Below are 18,113 nucleotides of genomic sequence, written 5' to 3' on the forward strand. Positions count from 1 at the left end.
TCTGCGTGCTTAAATTTTTCCTAACACTCTCTAAAATCAATTCATCACTAGACCGACTTTTTAAAGCATACTTACTTTTTATCATTATTTCACACAAAAACACGCCGGAAGATTTTGCCAATACATATAATTTCATAACTTTGCATATACAAAACATTTCATTTTGTCAGACCTTAATATTTTGAATTATGAATATCAACCAAATCATGGCTTCACTGGAAGCTAAGCATCCCGGTGAATTGGAGTATTTGCAAGCAGTAAAAGAAGTATTACTCTCTATCGAAGATGTTTATAACCAACATCCTGAATTCGAAAAAGTATCATTGATAGAACGTTTGGTTGAACCGGACAGAATAATAACTTTCCGTGTACCTTGGGTTGACGACAAAGGCAAGGTACAGGTTAACATCGGTTATAGAGTACAGTTCAACAACGCCATAGGCCCTTATAAAGGCGGTATCCGTTTCCACGCATCAGTAAATCTTTCAATCCTTAAATTCCTTGGATTCGAACAAACTTTCAAGAATGCCCTCACAACATTGCCAATGGGTGGCGGCAAAGGCGGTTCCGACTTCTCACCTCGCGGAAAGAGTGATGCGGAAATAATGCGTTTCTGTCAGGCGTTCATGCTTGAATTATGGCGTCATGTAGGTCCTGATATGGATGTGCCTGCAGGTGATATAGGTGTAGGAGGCAGAGAGGTTGGCTATATGTTTGGTATGTACAAGAAACTGACCCACGAATTCACAGGTACTTTCACAGGCAAGGGACTCGAATTCGGAGGTTCACTAATCCGCCCGGAAGCAACAGGTTTCGGTGGTCTGTACTTCGTAAAACATATGCTTGACAAGAAAGGTATAGACATTAAAGGCAAGACTGTAGCCATCTCAGGTTTTGGAAACGTGGCATGGGGAGCAGCGACCAAAGCCACACAGTTGGGAGCAAAGGTTGTGACTATTTCAGGACCTGACGGTTATATATACGATCCAGACGGAATAAGTGGCGAAAAGATTGACTATATGCTTGAACTTCGTGCTTCGGGCAACGATATAGTTGAACCTTATGCTGAAAAATTCCCTGGTTCAAAATTCGTTCCGGGACGTCGTCCATGGGAAGTTAAGGTAGATATTGCACTTCCTTGCGCAACTCAGAACGAATTAAATGGCGAAGATGCTGGAAATTTGATAAAAAATTCCGTACTTTGCGTCGGAGAAATTTCAAACATGGGTTGTACGCCTGAAGCAATAGATGCATTCATCGAAAATAAGATAATGTATGCACCTGGTAAAGCAGTAAATGCAGGTGGTGTTGCAACATCAGGTCTTGAAATGAGCCAGAACGCAATGCATCTGAGCTGGAGCGCACAAGAAGTTGACGAAAAGCTTCATCATATAATGCATAATATCCACGAACAGTGCGTCAAGTACGGAACTGAACCTGATGGATATATAAATTATGTGAAGGGTGCTAACATTGCAGGCTTCATGAAAGTAGCTCATGCAATGATGGCTCAAGGAATAGTTTAGAATTAAATCTTTATGATTTAAGATATCTCGTTTAGTTGTATTTGTATTTTGTATTGTAGCTTGCGCTGCCCGCCTGAGAAGGTATGGCAGCGTTTTTTTTATTCCATATAATGGACCATTGTTATAACCTGACTGTTATATATACATCTAATTTTATAACAATGAAAACAAGCACTTTACTATCGGCCATTACAATATTAATATTGGCAGCATGTACAAAAGAAAACTTCACAGAGAACAATCTTAAAGGAACTCAACTAGTTACAATTACCGGAAATTCCATGTCCGGTTTCAAAGACATTAATTCCAGAGCATCAACTGTCAGCTATATACCCGAAGACGGTTCCATACTATTCTTCAGTGAAGGAGGGGTTAAAGCCAACGGAGACACACTATATTATACTGATGGAAAATGGAGCGGCTTAAAAGACGACAATTGGTATATTGATGACGGAGACGCCAACATTACAGCATATTATCCGATAATTCACAGCAGCGAAGATCTTTATTACGAGAATGGTGAGCTGAAAGATGTAGTATGCTACAGAAACAGTGTTAAAGCCGGAGAACAAATAAGTTTAAGTTTCAATCATATTTTTGCAAAATTCATTATAAACATTGAGAAGGGACTAAACGATACGATTAAAAAAGTTCACGTAAACATACCTCAAAGAGTAAACAGTATCAATCTTAAGACATGTGAATACACAACGACAGAGAATAACAGCGGAAGTTTTACTTTCGATAAAAACGATAATTGTAAATATGAATTCTTCATACCTGCTATGAATGGAATGAGCCTGTCGTTTAAGATAGAGAGTAACAACATAATGTCCAAAGAAGTGATTATAAATGAGGACATTTTCGAAAGAGGGTATGAATACATATGTAATGTAAGCAAAAACAAAGGAAACGGCATTTATACTACAAAAGACTTCATAGCGTTCACTCATCTTATAAATGGTGAAACAGAATATGAAGGGAAAAAACTTGAAGATTTCTATACAGAGATAAACGGCAAAAAAATATTCAATTTATACAATGACTTGAGTTTCACGGATGAGGAGGCGGGAAAAATTTCCATTATAAAAGAATTCAATTATACATTCAACGGGAACAATCACACATTATCAAATCTGAAAATAAATCAAGAAGACATTGTAAACCTTGGTCTATTTGGAGAAAATAAAAAAAACGGATACATAAAAGATTTAACCATAAACAACTGTAAATTTAGTTTACCTGAATATAATTCTTACAGTACAGGATGCTTGTTCGTGGGAATGAATGCCGGAACTATAGACAACTGCCACGTTACTAATGGAATCATAAATATGTATCAGGAAAAACAAAAAAGCTATGCAGGCTTCTCAGTTATCAATACAGGTTCGATTATAAACAGTAGCATATCAAATTTGCAATTAGAATACAACAATGGCTTACTAGGTATTTTTGTATATCAAAACAATGGGAATATCTTAAACTGCAAAATAAACAATAACATAAACAAAAATGCAATAACAAGTAATGCCTCTACGATTTGTGTTAACAATGAAATGAGATTATATAACATATTTGTGTCTAAATATAAAAAAGGATATTATGGCATTTGCTACAAAAACAATCCAGGACATTATTATAACTGTATTCTACCTATTGACTACATAGAAAAAACAATACATGAAGATTTCAAAAGTGAAACAGCATTAAAAAAAGCCGTATTTTATTCAGACACTCAAGAAGAATATAATAATATTGTAGATAGTTTAAACCTATGGATTGAAGATAACAAATCAAAATATTCGCAATTCACCTTCCGCAAATGGAAAACAGACCCTTCAGAGAAGGTAATATTCGAATAGAGACTATATTATGTTTTTTTTGGAGACCAAAACCATACATCTTGACATAATTATTGTATTTTTGCGGCATATTACCAATAAATAAAATTATGAATAAGAATAAGTCTCTAATAATCATAGTAATTCTAGCTATTATTGTAGCTGGTGTATCATTCTTTGCAATCCATCAGATGCAGCAAAACAAAGAAATGTCCGAACTGTTTGCCATAGAAAAAATGGAAATGGAAAACGAGTACAGCACTTTTGCCACACAGTATGACGAATTGCAAATACAGATAAACAATGACTCACTCAGAGAAAAGCTGGAAAGCGAAAAGCTAAAGACACAAAGGTTACTTGAAGAACTTCGCCAGGTAAAAACAAGCAATGCTGCTGAAATAATGAGGCTGAAAAAGGAACTTAAAACCGTAAGAGCCGTATTGAGAAGCTATGTTATGCAAATAGACTCTCTAAACAAAATCAATGCAGCCCTACAGGAAGAAAATAAAGAAGTAAAAAGTAAATATAGCGCAGCGACAAGACAGATTTCAAACCTGTCTAAAGAAAAAGAATCTCTGAACGAAAAAGTTACATTGGCATCACAGCTTGACGCCACAAACATAGTGACAGAGCCGCTTAACAAACGTAACCGTGAAGCAAGAAAAGCCAAGGACGTAAAAAAACTTGCAGTATCATTCACTATTGTAAAGAACATTACAGCTAAAACCGGAAATAAAACTGTATATGTAAGAATAGCCAAACCTGATAATGAAGTTCTGACTAAAAGCGATTCGAACACTTTTCCATACGAAGACAGAAACATTTCATATTCTATGAAGAAAATGATAGAATATACAGGTGAGGAACAGACTGTTACATTATATTGGGATGTAGAGGAATTCATGCCGTCGGGTACATATAAAGTATATGTCTTTGCAGATGGCAACATGATTGGACAAGGTTCGTTTACTCTTAAATAATCACGACAGAATGTATAAGATGAAAAATATTATATCTGGAATAATGGGCGGACTTGCTATATCCGCCCTTGTTTCTTCATGCGGTGAAGATCGTTCGGGAGAATATTACGCGCTTATTACAACTCAGACATGGATGTACGAAACCATGCAGCAGGAATACCTCTACTATCAGGACATACCAGACAAGAATTCACTCAATTTCTTTAAAAAGCCGAGTGAGTTCCTCAGTTCAATGGTTTCTTCAAAAGACAAAAAATCAGGAGCCACATTCTCACACATAGATTCTGTTTTCGTTACCACAAGAAGCACATCCACAACCCCTACTTTCGGTTTCGAAGGTACAATGGTAAGAGCCGAGAACGGTTCGTACGGTATAAGAGTGCTTTACACCCAAGAAAATTCACCTGCAGAGGAAGCCGGATTAAAAAGAGGAGACCTCATTATAGCTGCCAATAATAAGAAGATAAACAGTTCGGACCTTTTTTATATCACTTCGCCACAAGAAGCGTATCTGTTCACCATGGGAAAGCTGAACGAAAGAGGATTTGATACACTGCAGACAGTACAAATGCCGTCACCCAGAATTGTAGAATGCAATAATCTCTACAAGTCTGACATAATAGAAATTGCCGGCAAAAGAGTTGCATATATAATGTATAACGAATTCGGAAACAATGATGCCGAAAATCTGAAGCAACTGTTCAAAGATATAGCCGGCCAATCAGTAGATGATATTATCCTCGATTTGAGATACAATCCGGGAGGATATGTAAATATTGCACAATTGGTTTCCACCAATCTTGCACCTCAGGAAGCTATGGGAAATGTCTTCCTTAAAATGACACATAACGATAAGATTAACCAGACCGATATCTTGAACTTCGAACAGTCATTATTGGCTAACGGTTCACCAGTAAATTACAAAAACTTATATGTAATAACATCAAGCAACACTGCTTCAGCTTCGGAAATAGTGATTAACTGTCTAAGACCATATATGGCAGGAAGACTCATACAGGTTGGCACTGCAACTTTTGGAAAAAACGTAGCACAACAACTCTATACAGACGAAGCAAAAGCTCCTATGCTAGAATTCTGGATGACAAACAGCCTGCTGAGCAATGCAGAAGATTTCAGCGATTATTATACCAATGGACTGAATCCTGATTATGAAATAGCAGAAAATTTCAAGGGTGAATTAGGAGAGTTGGGAACAGCTCAGGACTCACTTATGATACCTATAATAAAACATATAGAAACCGGAAGCTTCCCAACAACAGAGACTCCGGATGCTGCATCAAGAAGTATTGATGAGAAACTTCGTTTTAATAATTCAATCGACCTGAAACCTAAATCGGCAATCATAAAATAAAAAATAGAAATCTTTTCAACAATATCCTTTGTTTATTTGTTATTAAGGCATATATTTGCAATGTTGCATAGACAACCAAACAATAAAAACATTTCATTTGGTATGAAAAGATTTCTTAGCATTATCCTATTGGCCGGAATTACTATAAACGGTTTCAGCCAACGCATCCTGTCACTGGACAGTTGCAGAAACCTTGCTATCCAGAATAACAAGGAACTGCGTATAGCACAGGAGAAAATAAATGCCGCCCACTATAACAAAAAGGCTGCATTTACGAACTATCTGCCCAAGTTCGACATCATGGCGACCTACATGCGTACGCAAAAAGAGATTTCATTGCTCAGCGACGAGCAGAAAAATTCAATCAGTAACATCGGTACTGCAACCGGAGCACAACTGCAACAACAATTCCAGCAGATTGCCGCATCAAATCCTATATTGGCTTCGCTATTGGAACCGCTTCAAGGCATGATACCAGGACTTACAGCCGGACTTAACGGAGTAGGTCAAGGACTTGTTGACGCTTTCCGCACAGATACACGAAACATGTTTGCAGGTGCTGCTACCCTAACCCAACCATTGTTCATGGGCGGAAAAATCATCGCTTATAACAAGATTACAAAATATGCAGAACAGCTTGCACAGATGCAACATGCTACCGGTATTGAAGACCTTATCCTGAATACAGACAAGGCTTATTGGCAGGTTGTATCTCTGGTCAACAAAAAGAAACTGGCCGAAAGCTATCTCAAACTGCTTGAAACTCTTGATTCGGATATAGACAAGATGATAGCCGAAGGTGTTGCAACAAAAGCAGACGGCCTTAGCGTTAAGGTTAAGAAGAACGAAGCTGAAGTGACTCTATTGAAAGTGGAAAACGGATTGAGCCTTTCGAAGATGGTTTTATGCCAGATATGCGGTTTGCCTCTTGATACAGATATTTCTCTGGAAGATGAAAATATGGACAACCTTACACTTCCTAATTTATATACTGAAAGCAATGTAAACACTGCTTTAGCCAACAGACATGAGCTTAAAAGCCTTGAACTGGCATCGCAGATATACAGACAGAAAGTTAACGTGGTACGTTCGGAATTCCTTCCTTCGCTTGCCCTTACAGCAAACTATGCAGTAACAAATCCTTCACTTGTTAACGGTTTCGAAAACAAATTCAGAGGTTTCTGGGCTGCAGGAGTAGTATTGAAAGTTCCTGTGTTCCACTGGGGAGAAGGTATCTATAAAGTCAGAGCTGCAAAAGCTGAAGCGAACATTGCAAGATACCAGCTTGAAGATGTGAAGGAAAAAGTGGAACTTCAGGTGACACAAAGCTCATATAAGGTGAACGAAGCTACAAAACAGCTTCACATGGCAGAACAGAACATGGACAAGGCTGAAGAAAACCTTCGTTTCGCGACTCTCGGCTTCAAGGAAGGCGTGATACCTACAAGCAATGTACTTGAGGCACAAACAGCATGGCTTTCTGCACAATCGGGCAAAATAGACGCTCAGATAGACATGAAAATGAGCGAACTGTATTTACTAAAATCAATGGGAACATTAAAATAATAAAAAGATATGGCTGATAAATCACAACACAGCAACGTTTTGCTGGCATTTTTCACATTGGTGGCTGCTATAGTCATCGTTAGCGTTATTGGATTCTTCACTCTTGGTAAAGGTCCTGAAATCATACAGGGACAGGCTGAAGCTACTGAATACAGGGTTTCAAGCAAGGTACCGGGACGTATTTTGAAATACTTCGTAACAGAAGGCGATCAGGTAAAAGCCGGCGACACACTTGCCATACTTGAAGCACCGGATGTGATGGCCAAACTGATGCAGGCTCAGGCTGCAGAACAGGCTGCACTGGCAATGAACCAGAAAGCAAACAGAGGTACTCGTGCCGAACAGCTTCAGGCTGCCTTCGAGATGTGGCAAAAAGCTAAAGCAGGTCTGGAAATAGCCGAGAAATCATATAAAAGAGTTAACAATCTGTATGAGCAGGGAGTTATCTCAGAACAGAAAAGAGACGAAGCTAAAGCTCAGTACGAAGCAATGAAAGCCACAGAAAAGGCTGCAAACGCACAATATACAATGGCAAAGAACGGAGCTCAGGCTGAAGATAAGGCGATGGCTGCCGCTCAGGTGGAACGTGCAAAAGGTGCCGTAGCAGAAGTATCTTCTTATATAAACGAGACTTATCTTGTAGCATCGGCAGACGGTGAAGTGACAGAAATTTTCCCTAAAGTGGGCGAACTGGTAGGTACTGGCGCTCCTATTATGAATGTGGCACAGCTTGACGATATGTGGCTTACATTCAACGTAAGAGAGGATTTGCTTAAAGACTTCACAGTAGGTGGAGAAATAAAGGCTTACATTCCTGCTCTTGAAAAAGATGCCGTACTAAAGGTTTACTATATGAAAGACCTGGGAAGCTACGCAGCATGGAAAGCTACAAAAACTACAGGACAGTTCGACCTCAAGACTTTTGAAGTTAGAGCAAAAGCTGTAGATACTGTAGAGAACTTGCGTCCCGGAATGTCTGCCATAATTGAAAAATAATAAAGGAATATGTCGAATACCGCCTATAAACTTATAAAAATAATGAGGCGCGAGGTGCTTCGTATCGCTACAAAACCGATGTATCTGTTTTGTATGATTATTGCACCTCTGCTCTGTTATGTGTTTTTCGCTACTCTGATGAGTAACGGACTGCCGACAGACTTGCCTGCCGGGGTGGTGGACCTCGACAACACATCTACCACAAGAAACATAATCAGAAATCTGGATGCATTCCAGCAGACAAAAATAGTGGCGCATTACACCAGTGTGGCTGAAGCTCGCAGAGCCGTACAAAAAGGCGATATATATGCTTTCTACTACATTCCTGAAGGAACAACAGAGGAAACACTAGCCAGCAGACAGCCTAAGGTTTCGTTCTATGCAAACTATTCATATCTCATTGCAGGATCACTGATTTACAGGGATATGAGGACAATGTCCGAGCTTGCAGGTGGAGCTGTAGGAAGAGCCACTCTCTATGCCAAAGGAGCAACAGAAGATCAGGCAATGGCATTTCTGCAACCCATTGTCATAGACACACATGCCATAAACAATCCGTGGCTGAATTATTCCATCTATCTGTGTAACACTCTTTTCCCGGGTGTGCTTATGCTGCTGATATTCATGACAACAGCATATACTTTAGGAACGGAGATAAAGGAAAATACAGGAAAAGAACTTATGGCACTGGCAGACAATTCCATAGTTATGGCGCTAATAGGAAAGATTCTTCCTCAGACACTGATATTCTTTATTATGGCAACATTCCATAATATTTATCTGTACGGATTTCTGCATTTCCCATGTCACGGAGGAATCTTCTCTATGATAATGGCAGGACTGCTGCTTGTATTGGCGTCGCAGTCTGTAGGCATTTTCTTCTACGGTTTGTTCGGTTCGATGCGTCTTGCCCTCAGTGCGGCATCACTGTGGGGAGTACTGTCATTCTCCATTTCAGGATTTACATTCCCTGTGATGGCAATGCACCCTACCCTCCAGGCTCTGAGCAACCTGTTCCCGTTGAGGCACTACTTTCTGCTATACGTTAACCAGGCACTGAACGGTTACCCTATAATCTATGCCTGGCATTCGGTAGTTGCACTAATGCTGTTCCTGCTATTGCCTTTCTTTGTACTGAAGAAACTAAGGCAGATTATGGAAACATACGTATATCTCCCTTAACACCCTATTGAATTATGAAACATCAACCGTTTAGAAATATTGTCCGTCAGGGTATTTCAAGTCTGTTCCATATTTGTGCCCGAGAGCTGAAGAATGTATTCAAGGATCAGGGGGTACTTATATTCTTCATTCTTGTCCCTCTGGCATACCCTCTGGTCTATGCATTTATATATACACAAGAAGTGGTAAGGGATGTTCCTGCTGCCGTGGTCGACAACAGCCGTTCGTCGCTGAGCAGGGAATTCATACGAATGGTAGATGCCACTCCTGACATCAAAGTGCAATCCTATTGTGCCGACATGGAGGAAGCACAGAATCTTATCGAAGAAGGAAGGGTATATGGAATAATATACATTCCCGAAGAATTTGCCCGCAATATCTCACAGGGAAAACAGGCTTCGGTAAGCATTTTCAGCGATATGAGTGGTTTGCTCTATTACAAATCTCTGCTGATGGCTACAACAAACGTATCGCTTGACATGAACAAGGATATAAAAATCGAACGAATGGGAAATACAACCGCACGCCAGGACGAAATAGGCACAGCTCCCATTGAATACGAAGATATATCACTGTTCAATCCACAGGACGGCTTTGCCAGTTTCCTTATTCCTGCCGTACTTATACTGGTTATACAGCAAACTTTATTGCTTGGTATAGGCCTGTCTGCGGGAACGGCAAGAGAAACGAACAAATTTCAGGATCTCGTACCTTTAAGCAGAAAGTACAACGGTACATTGCGAATTGTGCTTGGTAAATCTTTGGCTTACTTCCTTATTTATGCCATAGTATCGGCATACGTGCTGTGTGTAGTCCCCAGGATGTTCAGCCTTGTACAGATTCCGAATCCGACGACATTGCTTCTGTTCATCCTCCCGTATCTGTCGGCATGTATTTTCTTTGCAATGACATGCTCCATATTCATCCATCACAGAGAATCGTGTATGATGATATATGTATTTACGTCAGTACCTCTGTTGTTCATCTCCGGTATTTCATGGCCGGGAGCTGCAATACCTGATTTCTGGAAAGTAGTATCCTGGATATTCCCTTCTACATTCGGTATAAACGGATTCGTAAGAATCAACAGTATGGGAGCTACACTGCCCGACGTACTTACTGAATTCAGAGCATTGTGGCTACAAACAGGTATATATTTCATAACGACCTGTATCGTTTATCGCCGACAAATACAGATAAGCCACAGGCACGTGGAAGAGAAACTCAGAAAAGTGAGAAAATATTTCCGTCTGAAGAAAAAGACTGTTATTACACAATAACAGACAATAAGTTCATCATTATTAACAATTCATCTTATACTTATAAGAGAGAATACTATTAGCTTTGCAAATGGTTTTAAAAACGTTTGCAAAGCTTTTTTATTTAAATGAAATCAATGAGAAGAATTAACCTTTATATAACAAGCATAATATTATTGACAGTTATCAGGACAAATGCAAATCCTATTATAAGCAGTATCAATGATAACGGAAAAACTAAATTCAAGGTGGAGGTTAAGAACTCCATAGGTGAACCTCAGACAAAAATTTTTCTAAAAATAACAGGAAGAAGCGAAGTTTATAAAGTTGATTCATGCGGAATTATCAATTTCGAATATGAAATTCCAAAGAACTATAAACGAACAGCAAACATCTATCTGAACGAAGATACCAAGAACCCAGAGAAAACATTTACCCTGGATGAAGAAAATACAGTACTGAATTTCTGTATAGACACAAAGGAAGATATATTAAGATTCAAACAGGAAAACAGCACCTTCAATATTGAAGGAATAGTAACAACCGAGGACGGCGAACCTATTACGGGAGCAACTGTAAGCATACAGGGAACAGGAAGATATGCCACAACCGACGAGATAGGTCTGTTCTCCATTGATGCCGACTTCAATCATTACATAATAATCAGAGCCGACGGAATGGAAAACATTTCTATGACCGTAAGTCCGTTCCTCATGAATCAGAAAGATGCATATCCTATTGTGATGCGAAAGAAAAGCGGTGAAAAGATTTATTCCAGCGTAGAAACAATGCCTGAATATCCCGGAGGAATGAAATACTTCAAGAGATACATAGACCGTAATCTGAAATATCCTGAAGAAGCAAAAAGAAACAAGATTGAAGGTGTGGTAGTAATGCAGTTTGTCGTAGAGAAAAACGGTGATATTACAAGCCCCAAAGTAGTCAGAAGACTGGAAGCATCGCTTGACTCAGTTGCCATGAACCTGATTAAAGGCATGCCAAGATGGACACCTGCTTCTGACCATGGTGTAAAGGTAAGATGCAAATATTCAGTACCTATTGCATTCAAGATACCTGTACCTAAACCGGTAGTAATAGAGAATAATCCGATAAAGGAAATTTCCGGTGACAGTCTCATCACATTAAATGACAGTACAATATTGAGACCTGACACTTTGATTCAGGACAGTATTATAAACGACAGTATCATAAAAAACAAACTTTTAAGCGACAGTACTATCATTGCAAACGATTCTATAGGCAGTGATTCAATTATTTCTACGAAACTTCCGGATAAAGAGGAAACTACAATAGGAAATACTACAAAAGTTAAGAAAAGGAATGCCTTCGTCAGATTCTTCAGATGGCTGTTCGGCATAAAGGATAAGGAAGAAAAAAAGGATGAAGAGATAAAGGAAAACAAAGAAATAAAAAAATTACCGCAACAGAACTCTACGGAAATAGAGAATAAAGACAAAATAGGAATAGAACAAAAAGAAGAACTATAACATTAAATTTATTTACGCATGAAAAGATTATTCGCACTATTGCTAATGATTGTCGGATTGACATTCGGCATTCATGCAGAAAAGGTAACTCTAAAAGATGTTGCTAACGGAACATACCGTGCAAAGAATATTTACGGTCTCAGACCAATGCTTGACGGCGAACATTACACTCAGATCAGTGCCGACAAGAAAAGAATAGTAAAGTACTCATTCAAGACAGGAGAAGAAGTCGGAACAATTTTCGACATAACAACAGCCCGCGACTGTAGTCTTAAATCGTTCGACGACTATATTATGTCGCCCGATGAAAAGCTAATCCTGATACAGACAGAAACGAAGCCTATATACAGACGTTCGTTTACAGCCGAATATTATATCTACAACGTAAAGAACAACAAGATGGAACCTCTGTCAAAGAACGGTCCGCAACAGGTTCCTCTTTTCTCACCGGACGGTTTCCAGATAGCATTCGTAAGAAACAATAACATATATCTTGTGAAGCTTCTTTTCGGAAACAGTGAATCGCAGGTGACAAAGGACGGAGAGTACAACAAAGTTCTTAACGGTATCCCAGACTGGGTTTATGAAGAAGAATTCGGCTTCAACAGAGCATTCGAGTTCAGTGCCGACAGCAAAATGATTGCATACATCAGATTTGATGAGAGTCAGGTAAAACAGTTCTCTTTCCCTTGGTATAAAGGAATGGCACCTGAAAAAAGCGAATACGAATACTATCCGGGAGCTTACGAATACAAATACCCTAAAGCCGGAGAAGTAAACTCTAAAGTCACAGTACATACTTTTGACATCAAGAGCAAGGTTACAAGAAAAATGGACTTGCCGCTTGATGAAGACGGATATATTCCTCGCATCAAGTTTACATCCGATCCGGAAAAACTGGCTATAATGACTCTTAACCGCCATCAGAACAGATTCGACATGTATATGGCAAATCCTAGAAGCGGAATCTGCAAACTGACTATTCGTGACGAGGCAGAGCAATACATCAAGGAGCCTGCATATGCAAATATGGAGTTCTTTACAGACAATATAGTGATGATGAGCGAAAGAGACGGATTCAATCATCTGTATCTTTACACCATAGGCGGTAACCTTGTAAGACAGATTACAAAAGGAAAGTACGAAGTGACAGACTTCTTAGGATGGAATCAGAATACAAATGAATTCTACTATAGAGGATACGACAACAGCCCTCTTAGAACTGCCATATTCAAGGTCAACAAAAAAGGAGAAGTTACAAAGCTTTCGAAGAGAGAAGGTACAAACAATGCCATCTTCAGCAGCAATATGGAATATTTCATAAATACTTTCTCAAACATGACTACTCCTACCCTTATCACCATCAACAACAATAAGGGAAAAGAAATTGTAACTCTGCTCGATAATAAGGAGCTTAAAGAACAGACCAAATCGCTGAACTTGCCACAGAAAGAATTCTTTACTTTCAAGACAAGCAACGGAACTGAACTGAACGGCTGGATAATGAAACCTGTAAACTTCAACCCAAGCAAGAAATATCCGGTAATCATGCACCAGTACAGCGGTCCGGGTTCACAACAGGTACTAGACAAATGGGGCATCGGAAGTTTCAGCGACGGAGGTATGTTCGAAGCATATATGTGCGACAAAGGCTACATCATGGTATGTGTTGACGGACGCGGAACAGGCGGACGCGGAGCTGAATTCGAAAAATGTACATATATGTATCTCGGTGTAAAAGAGTCGGAAGACCAGGTTGAAACAGCCAAATATCTTAGTTCACTGCCATACGTTGACGGAAAGAGAATCGGTATCTGGGGATGGAGCTTCGGCGGCTATAACACACTTATGTCAATGAGCGACGGAAGCGGAGCTTTCAAAGCCGGAGTTGCTATAGCAGCACCTTCATGCTGGAAATACTACGACACTGTATATACGGAAAGATTCATGCGTACTCCTAAAGAAAACGGTGAAGGATACGAAGCAGGTTCGGCTATCAGCAGAGCCAAAAACCTGAAAGGTAACCTGTTGCTTATCCATGGCACCGCCGATGACAATGTCCACTATCAGAACTGTGCAGAATATGCGGAAGCACTTGTACAGGCCGGCAAACAGTTTGATATGCAGGTTTACACAAACCGTAATCACAGCATATTCGGTGGTAATACCAGACATCACCTTATGACCAGAGTAAGTGAATTCTTTATCAGAAATCTATAATATACTTGACGAGTTGGCACGAGCATAAACACGTTCTGTCAACTCGTCAACTTATTTACTTGTCACCTAAAAACATAATCTATGACACACATCAGAAAACCGGAATGGCTGAAGATAAGTATCGGAGCCAACGCCAGATATGCAGAAACAAAAAAAATTGTAGATACACATAAACTTCACACTATATGCAGCAGCGGCCGCTGTCCCAATATGGGCGAATGCTGGGGCAAAGGTACGGCTACATTCATGATTTGCGGAGCCATATGTACGCGTTCATGCAAATTCTGCAATACATGCACAGGAAAGCCTCTCCCACTCGATGAAAACGAACCGGCAAACGTGGCAGAATCAATAAAATTAATGAAACTCAACCACGCAGTTATCACATCAGTTGACAGAGACGACCTTGAAGACCTTGGAGCATCACACTGGGCAAAGACACTGCAGAAGATAAAAGAAGTCAATCCAGAAACTACTATCGAAGCTCTGATACCGGACTTCCAGGGTAAACCGGAACTGGTAAGTCAGGTAATAGAGGCAAGACCTGATATCCTGTCACACAACATGGAGACCGTAAGGAGAATCAGTCCGCTGGTAAGAAGCGTAGCAAAATATGACACAAGTCTCAACGTAATAAAACAAATTTCGGAAAGCGGAATTACAGCAAAATCAGGAATAATGGTAGGACTTGGAGAGACTAAGGAAGAAGTTCTGGAAACTATGGACGACTTGCTTGAAGCAGGATGCAAGATACTGACAATAGGCCAATACCTTCAGCCTTCGCATAAGCACTATCCTGTAGCGGAATATGTCACACCGGAACAGTTCGAAGAGTATAGAATAATAGGAGAAAACAAGGGATTCAAGACTGTAGAAAGCGGTCCACTGGTACGTTCATCATATCATGCGGAAAAACATATCATCCACAAGTGAACAATCACGGTATTTTGTTTGTTGAAACTTTGATATATAATGAAAGAGAACAAACAGAATATGGGCATGAATCTAAGAAACAAAATCGTATCAATAGGACTTTTACCAATCATAATCACATTAATAGGTCTGCATTTCTTTCCCAACACTGAAATGCTAGGTGTGGGACTGCTGTTAAGCCTGATAATGCTTACATACAACATTATCAGGATGAAAGACCTGAATTTCTTTCTCCTGCTTGGTACATTAGGTATAGGTACATGTTTTGTTCTCAGATTGTTTTGGGGATATAAATATGTACCTCTCAATACCATCACTCCTACTGTAGAGTTCTCGCTGATGGCATTTGCTTTCATTTATCACACTGCCCCCGAATTATATAAGGACATTGTCAGCAAACTAGGCATAAGGATATGCTTTTCATATAAGTTCGAGACAAAAATAATCATTGTTCTTTCATCGGTTCACCTCATAATTCTGTATATAATAAAGACACTGAATCACGACTGGAGTCCGGAAGGACGCTTTTTCATGATAAATGTCGTTCCTGTGTCGATATACATTATTTGCCTTATTATAAATACGTTAGGAATACATTTTGTGGCAAAAATCGATCTGTCAAAACAAAACATAATACGCATAGCACCAGTCTGTAACGGAAAGCTCCTGCTCTCGAACAAAAACATGCCATCACAAGTGTGGGACCTTCCTATTGAAAGAAACCTTGAAGGTACAGTAGAAGACTGCATAAAGTATGCCACCAAAACAGCCAAGAGATTTACTGGAAAAAACATTCAGCCACGACTTATATTACAATATAGCGAAGAATGCTCATGCGGAATATGCAATAACATTCTTTTATTCATACTGCCCTTAAAAGCTGAAAGCGACATAAGACTTGAAGGAAAGTTCTTCAAGTTCGAAGATATGGAAAACGGTCAGCACCAACTGAACAAATCCATAAAAAAAGAGCTGGAACATCTTAAAGACGCTGCCAGCTTATGGAAAGAATTTTATTTGTAAATAAGGAATATACACGGAATCTTTGACAAGTCAGGCAGTTTCCCGTGCCATTCCTTCAAAGTACGAGTCTTGATATATTCCCCTTCGCATGTAATATTAGCTGCTATACACAACTTTGTCTGCGGACGACAAGCTTTCATTATATCCTCCATCATCTTATTGTTTCTGTATGGAGTTTCTATAAACAATTGTGTCTGATTTTCCGAATATACTCTGTTTTCAAGTTCTTTAAGCCTTTTAATCCTCTCATTGGCATCAATAGGCAAATATCCATGAAACGCAAAACTCTGACCGTTAAATCCTGATGCCATAACCGAAAGTATTATGGAAGAAGGACCGACTAGCGGAACAACCTTATAGTTCTTGCGCTGTGCTATTGCCACCACATCAGCTCCCGGATCGGCAACTGCAGGGCAACCCGCCTCAGATATTACTCCCATGGAATTCCCTTCAGCCAAAGGTTTCAGAAAGCCTGAAATATCTTCGGGAGAAGTATGTTTGTTCAGTGTAAAGAATGTCAAATCATCAATAACGATAGAATGATCCACTTTCTTCAGAAATCTTCGTGCCGAACGAACGTCTTCGACTATAAAGTATTTTATTTCACTGATAATTTCCTTGTTATATACCGGCAGAACCTTCTCTACAGATGTATCTCCCAACGTTACCGGCAATAAATATAATGCTGTCTCCATATTTTCTATTTGAATACTAAATATCAATGTCCATCAACATTCCTTCATAATCAGTATCTTCCAGAAGCTTCTCTATCGTTACATCCGGATTTTTCTTCATATATGCATTTATATACTGCATTCCCATCCAGACACCTATCATCGGCGGTACTTCATCTTTAAGGATTTTATTTGGAGTTGGCTGTATATAGGCACGAATAATCATTGGGTCTGTACTTTCGAGGTGTCTTGATTTCTCCACCCACTCAATAAACGATTTTTTATTCTTCTCACACCATGCCAATTGTTCCTTATCATATCCCAATATACGGGCTCCGTAATCGCTCTCACCAAGCACTTTCTCAGTAATCCACGCAATCTTCCCCCTGTACATCATAATATCGAACAGCGAGCGGTGGTCTTTCTCCCATGGGAAAGGATATAGCCCCAACAGATAAAATGAAATACAGTCAGGCACTATTCTGTCGGGAGACATTGATTTACGCTGATAATTATAATAATACTTCTTATACATAGGATAATCCTCACCCATATACTTGTCAAGGCTTATTCCTATAAGACTGTCAGATACTACTATAGACTGGTTCAATGCCGATATTTGTGAATATACTGCCGGCACTGTCATAGACGGAAGTTCCTTCTTCAGATTAACAAAAGCTTTTGTCAGTTCTTTTTCAAAACTACCGAGGTCCTTATACTTATCTTCCACATCAAGCATCAGATTTACAAGAGAAGTATCGGAATAATATGCACATAACCGGTCGTTTATTTTCTCATCATTCACCGATCCCAGTGCCAGAACATCCTCGATAAGAATTTTTGTCGCATGAGGGAAATCCATATTCATTTTTTGCAGCGAAGTGAAGCTGTTCAGCGCAGAAGCTTCAAACTGCAATCTGTCGTATCTGTGGATTTTTATCTTTCCTTCAGATAAAAAAAAGTCTTCCTGCCTGTCATCGCGACAGGCAGAAAGCACTAATAAACTTAATATTATGATTAAAATGTTTCGCAT

The 18,113-nt window shown here is 39.4% G+C and carries 14 protein-coding genes; 12 read left to right on the forward strand and 2 right to left on the reverse strand.

What is annotated here, in order from left to right:
• The first annotated feature begins 188 nt into the window (after nucleotides 1–188).
• From gdhA to OCV82_RS08010, 12 genes are all read left to right on the forward strand, one after another.
• Nucleotides 189–1,526 (forward strand): NADP-specific glutamate dehydrogenase, encoded by a 1,338-nt coding sequence (gene gdhA / locus OCV82_RS07955; protein WP_154043914.1) that lies wholly within the window; start codon nucleotides 189–191, stop codon nucleotides 1,524–1,526.
• Nucleotides 1,527–1,687: 161 nt separating this feature from the next.
• Nucleotides 1,688–3,388 carry a fimbrillin family protein gene (locus OCV82_RS07960; protein WP_154043915.1) on the forward strand — a complete coding sequence of 567 codons (1,701 nt, stop codon included), beginning with the start codon at nucleotides 1,688–1,690 and terminating at the stop codon, nucleotides 3,386–3,388.
• An 89-nt stretch (nucleotides 3,389–3,477) separates the two neighbouring features.
• Complete coding sequence (locus tag OCV82_RS07965; RefSeq protein ID WP_154043916.1) at nucleotides 3,478–4,347, forward strand: hypothetical protein; 870 nt, start codon at nucleotides 3,478–3,480, stop codon at nucleotides 4,345–4,347.
• A gap of 19 nt (nucleotides 4,348–4,366) precedes the next feature.
• Nucleotides 4,367–5,719, forward strand: coding sequence for a S41 family peptidase (locus OCV82_RS07970; RefSeq protein ID WP_262543269.1), 1,353 nt, complete (start codon nucleotides 4,367–4,369; stop codon nucleotides 5,717–5,719).
• A 102-nt stretch (nucleotides 5,720–5,821) separates the two neighbouring features.
• Entirely contained in the window at nucleotides 5,822–7,285 is a 1,464-nt protein-coding gene (locus OCV82_RS07975; RefSeq protein ID WP_154043918.1) for a TolC family protein, read from the forward strand.
• A gap of 9 nt (nucleotides 7,286–7,294) precedes the next feature.
• The gene (locus OCV82_RS07980; RefSeq protein ID WP_154043919.1) at nucleotides 7,295–8,281 is read left to right on the forward strand and encodes an HlyD family secretion protein; all 987 of its coding nucleotides are present in this window, start codon (nucleotides 7,295–7,297) and stop codon (nucleotides 8,279–8,281) included.
• A 9-nt stretch (nucleotides 8,282–8,290) separates the two neighbouring features.
• Nucleotides 8,291–9,463, forward strand: coding sequence for an ABC transporter permease (locus OCV82_RS07985; RefSeq protein WP_154043920.1), 1,173 nt, complete (start codon nucleotides 8,291–8,293; stop codon nucleotides 9,461–9,463).
• 14 nt (nucleotides 9,464–9,477) lie between these two features.
• Nucleotides 9,478–10,743, forward strand: coding sequence for an ABC transporter permease (locus OCV82_RS07990; RefSeq protein ID WP_154043921.1), 1,266 nt, complete (start codon nucleotides 9,478–9,480; stop codon nucleotides 10,741–10,743).
• 116 nt (nucleotides 10,744–10,859) lie between these two features.
• Nucleotides 10,860–12,230 (forward strand): TonB family protein, encoded by a 1,371-nt coding sequence (locus OCV82_RS07995; RefSeq protein WP_262543271.1) that lies wholly within the window; start codon nucleotides 10,860–10,862, stop codon nucleotides 12,228–12,230.
• A 45-nt stretch (nucleotides 12,231–12,275) separates the two neighbouring features.
• Nucleotides 12,276–14,450 (forward strand): S9 family peptidase, encoded by a 2,175-nt coding sequence (locus OCV82_RS08000; protein WP_394802654.1) that lies wholly within the window; start codon nucleotides 12,276–12,278, stop codon nucleotides 14,448–14,450.
• A gap of 81 nt (nucleotides 14,451–14,531) precedes the next feature.
• Nucleotides 14,532–15,383, forward strand: coding sequence for a lipoyl synthase (lipA, locus tag OCV82_RS08005; RefSeq protein WP_154043924.1), 852 nt, complete (start codon nucleotides 14,532–14,534; stop codon nucleotides 15,381–15,383).
• 39 nt (nucleotides 15,384–15,422) lie between these two features.
• A complete protein-coding gene (locus OCV82_RS08010) occupies nucleotides 15,423–16,406 on the forward strand; it encodes a hypothetical protein (RefSeq protein ID WP_154043925.1) in 984 nt (327 codons plus the stop codon).
• Here OCV82_RS08010 and OCV82_RS08015 read toward each other — a convergent pair.
• Together OCV82_RS08015 and OCV82_RS08020 are read right to left on the reverse strand one after the other, a co-directional pair.
• Entirely contained in the window at nucleotides 16,397–17,101 is a 705-nt protein-coding gene (locus OCV82_RS08015; RefSeq protein WP_154043926.1) for an SAM-dependent methyltransferase, read from the reverse strand. The genes OCV82_RS08010 and OCV82_RS08015 overlap by 10 nt on opposite strands.
• A gap of 16 nt (nucleotides 17,102–17,117) precedes the next feature.
• Nucleotides 17,118–18,113: a gliding motility protein GldB-related protein gene (locus tag OCV82_RS08020; protein ID WP_154043927.1), complete on the reverse strand. Its 996-nt coding sequence runs from the start codon at nucleotides 18,111–18,113 to the stop codon at nucleotides 17,118–17,120.

It is taken from the genome of Bacteroides cellulolyticus, from assembly GCF_025567135.1.
Lineage (GTDB): Bacteria > Bacteroidota > Bacteroidia > Bacteroidales > Bacteroidaceae > Phocaeicola > Phocaeicola cellulolyticus.

Bases quoted from the DNA above. Each gene is read 5' to 3' on its own strand.
- gdhA (WP_154043914.1), top strand. From the start codon at position 189: ATGAATATCAACCAAATCATGGCTTCACTGGAAGCTAAGCATCCCGGT.
- OCV82_RS07960 (WP_154043915.1), top strand. From the start codon at position 1,688: ATGAAAACAAGCACTTTACTATCGGCCATTACAATATTAATATTGGCA.
- OCV82_RS07965 (WP_154043916.1), top strand. From the start codon at position 3,478: ATGAATAAGAATAAGTCTCTAATAATCATAGTAATTCTAGCTATTATT.
- OCV82_RS07970 (WP_262543269.1), top strand. From the start codon at position 4,367: ATGAAAAATATTATATCTGGAATAATGGGCGGACTTGCTATATCCGCC.
- OCV82_RS07975 (WP_154043918.1), top strand. From the start codon at position 5,822: ATGAAAAGATTTCTTAGCATTATCCTATTGGCCGGAATTACTATAAAC.
- OCV82_RS07980 (WP_154043919.1), top strand. From the start codon at position 7,295: ATGGCTGATAAATCACAACACAGCAACGTTTTGCTGGCATTTTTCACA.
- OCV82_RS07985 (WP_154043920.1), top strand. From the start codon at position 8,291: ATGTCGAATACCGCCTATAAACTTATAAAAATAATGAGGCGCGAGGTG.
- OCV82_RS07990 (WP_154043921.1), top strand. From the start codon at position 9,478: ATGAAACATCAACCGTTTAGAAATATTGTCCGTCAGGGTATTTCAAGT.
- OCV82_RS07995 (WP_262543271.1), top strand. From the start codon at position 10,860: ATGAGAAGAATTAACCTTTATATAACAAGCATAATATTATTGACAGTT.
- OCV82_RS08000 (WP_394802654.1), top strand. From the start codon at position 12,276: ATGATTGTCGGATTGACATTCGGCATTCATGCAGAAAAGGTAACTCTA.
- lipA (WP_154043924.1), top strand. From the start codon at position 14,532: ATGACACACATCAGAAAACCGGAATGGCTGAAGATAAGTATCGGAGCC.
- OCV82_RS08010 (WP_154043925.1), top strand. From the start codon at position 15,423: ATGAAAGAGAACAAACAGAATATGGGCATGAATCTAAGAAACAAAATC.
- OCV82_RS08015 (WP_154043926.1), bottom strand. From the start codon at position 17,101: ATGGAGACAGCATTATATTTATTGCCGGTAACGTTGGGAGATACATCT.
- OCV82_RS08020 (WP_154043927.1), bottom strand. From the start codon at position 18,113: ATGCGAAACATTTTAATCATAATATTAAGTTTATTAGTGCTTTCTGCC.